The sequence below is a fragment of the Chamaesiphon polymorphus CCALA 037 genome, assembly GCF_003003845.1.
GTDB lineage: Bacteria > Cyanobacteriota > Cyanobacteriia > Cyanobacteriales > Chamaesiphonaceae > Chamaesiphon > Chamaesiphon polymorphus.
This window is the reverse complement of record NZ_PVWO01000675.1, coordinates 1-2498: the sequence shown is the minus strand read 5'-3', so window position 1 is coordinate 2498 and position 2498 is coordinate 1. Positions and strand designations below refer to the sequence as shown.

At 44.3% G+C, this 2498-nt stretch carries 2 protein-coding genes; both read left to right on the top strand.

The features are described 5' to 3' along the window. The first annotated feature begins 280 nt into the window (after positions 1-280). The gene (locus C7B77_RS28125) at positions 281-703 is read left to right on the top strand and encodes a hypothetical protein (protein WP_106312851.1); all 423 of its coding nucleotides are present in this window, start codon (positions 281-283) and stop codon (positions 701-703) included. A 128-nt stretch (positions 704-831) separates the two neighbouring features. Continuing rightward, positions 832-2274 carry an LCP family protein gene (locus C7B77_RS28120; RefSeq protein WP_106312848.1) on the top strand — a complete coding sequence of 481 codons (1443 nt, stop codon included), beginning with the start codon at positions 832-834 and terminating at the stop codon, positions 2272-2274. Positions 2275-2498 lie beyond the last annotated feature (224 nt).

Here is a 2498-nt window from a genome sequence, read left to right as displayed (position 1 = left end):
CTAACTTCACTGTAGATAATCTGTGTTTATTTCCTTGGGTATTAAACTCTAACCACAAAATGTACACTAAGATAGATTCCGCGATCGTAAGTGCCAAATTATACTTGAGTCATTAGCGTTTGGGCGACCCATAGTTGGGTAGCTTGAAGACTAGAGCGGCGATCGCCAACCTCACTCATATCTCCCAAAAAAATATTAGCCAGATAGTGCTAAATTGCCAAAAATTGGGGATTTTAGATCTATGGAGAAAAAAATATTAGCACAGCTAGGATAGTAGCCTATGACCGCCTCGCGCGACACTTCGCCAGCATCAGAAATCGAGTTGCTGGAGGAAAGACCCGTAACACGAGATCTCGATGCGCTCGACAGGTTAGAAACATTTCTATACCTAATTCCCGTCATGGGCGTATTACCCTCAATGTGGGCAATTTATCGGCGTCAACGGGACAAACGCCAATTGGCAGTCTGTCGGCTATCAATTTTGCTGGCTTTTATCTGGTTGACCACCTACATGAGTTTAAATGTAGGTGCGGATATATCGGGATCGTCAGCGATCGGATTTCGGCTATTATTTCTCAATGGTCTGGCGACATCTACCTATTTCATGACGAGTCTATGGCTAATGATGCTACTCTGGCAAAAGAAATCTTTACGATTGCCAGGATTTAGTAATTTAGCAGAACGCACGATTCGGCAAAACTAATCTTGTCATTTGTTGAAGCGCGATTTGAGTATCCAGCAATGCGGCTTAGGGCGCACTAGCCACAGCAAGATCGAGACAACCGTAACGACAACAGCGATTATTAAACCCCACCCACCCCTAATTAAACCGTGAGTAAAGTGGAAGTTAGAAAAGTAGATCGGCAACGCCGCAAATCGAGCAAACCCAGCCCGCAAATGGTGCGTCGTCAGCCAGCTAAAAAGCGTCGTAAAGTACCGCTATGGCTGTTGCTGGGGTTGGGGAGTATCGGAGCGTGTTCGGCGGCTGCTGGGGCTTTTTTAGCGGTATCGCTGACTTCGGCACCTCTTCAACAACGCGCTTTATCTGCCGCAGATACCGCGTTTTTCAATCAAAATAAGGAAGCTTTCTCGCGGAGTTTATTACAAGTACCAGAAGTTTCTAAGCCTGTAAATATCCTGCTATTGGGGATTAAAACTAATCTTTCAGATGTCAAGACGGCTAGCGGTAACGAACGGAAAAAAGCTGGCTTCGATGCGGAAGTTGATTCCCTCGATGGATTGTCAGATACGATTATGTTGCTGCGCTTCGATCCTCAAACCAAACGGACGGTTTTCTTAGGAATTCCCCGCGATACCAAGATCGAGCGCACCGGACACGGTACCGAAAAAATTAATGCTGTAGATCGTGAAAGTGGCCCAGCCGCCGCCGCGAAAGAAGTCAGCAAGGTACTGGGTGGTGTGGCGATCGATCGCTATATCCGCCTCAACAATAAGGGAGTTTCTAAGCTTATAGACGAACTAGGTGGCGTAACGGTTACCGTCCCCAAAGATATTAAGTATCAAGATGACTCCCAACATTTCTATATCAATCTCAAGGCTGGTAGACAACATCTCGATGGCGAAAAACTACTAGGATTGCTGCGTTACCGTAACGATGCCAACGGTGATATCGGTAGGATGCAACGCCAACAGATGGTAGTTAAAGCCTTGATGGAGCAGACGCTCAACCCAATGACGATCGCCAGAATTCCCCAACTATTTTCTGTCATTCAATCTCACGTCGATACCAATCTCACCGTCGAAGAATTACTCGCACTCGGCAGTTTCTCGATGCAAAATGGCAAATCAAAAATGCAAATGTTGATGATGCCAGGTGACTATAACGGCGATGGCAAAAACGGTACGAGCTACTGGCTTCCCGATGAGAAACGGATTCAAAATATGATGGCACGTTATTTCGATCGTGGTACGCTCACTCTAGAGCAGCCAAAAGTCGAAACTTTGCGCGTAAAGATTCAAGATACCAGTCATTTCCCCGACGCTACCGCCAGACTCATCAAACGATTGAATAAAGCTGGCTATCAAAACGTCCATCTCGATACCGCTCCCAAGATCAAAGAAGATCTAGCTATCAGTCAATTTATCGCTCAAAAAGGCAATCCCGAAGTTGCTGAAGGTTTATCTAAAATCTTAGGAATTGGTGAAACCAAAGTTGATAGTTCTGGCAATCTTTATTCTGATGTAACTATCAAACTCGGTCGCGACTGGATCGAGAAAGAACGAGCATATAATACCGTCAATCAAAAAGATTAGTTAAAGAATTGAGAATTGAGAATTGAGAATTGAGAATTGAGTTTAAAAGTGCAGAGTTTAAATCTCCGCACCTTTAAACAATCTGCCTAAAGGCAGGGGCTTTAAACCCCACCCTAACAACCCAATTATCAATTATCAATTATCAATTATCAATTATCAATTATCAATTATCAATTAAGTTAAAATACCTCGTTCTCAATCCCCACCCACCATTCACCGAGATT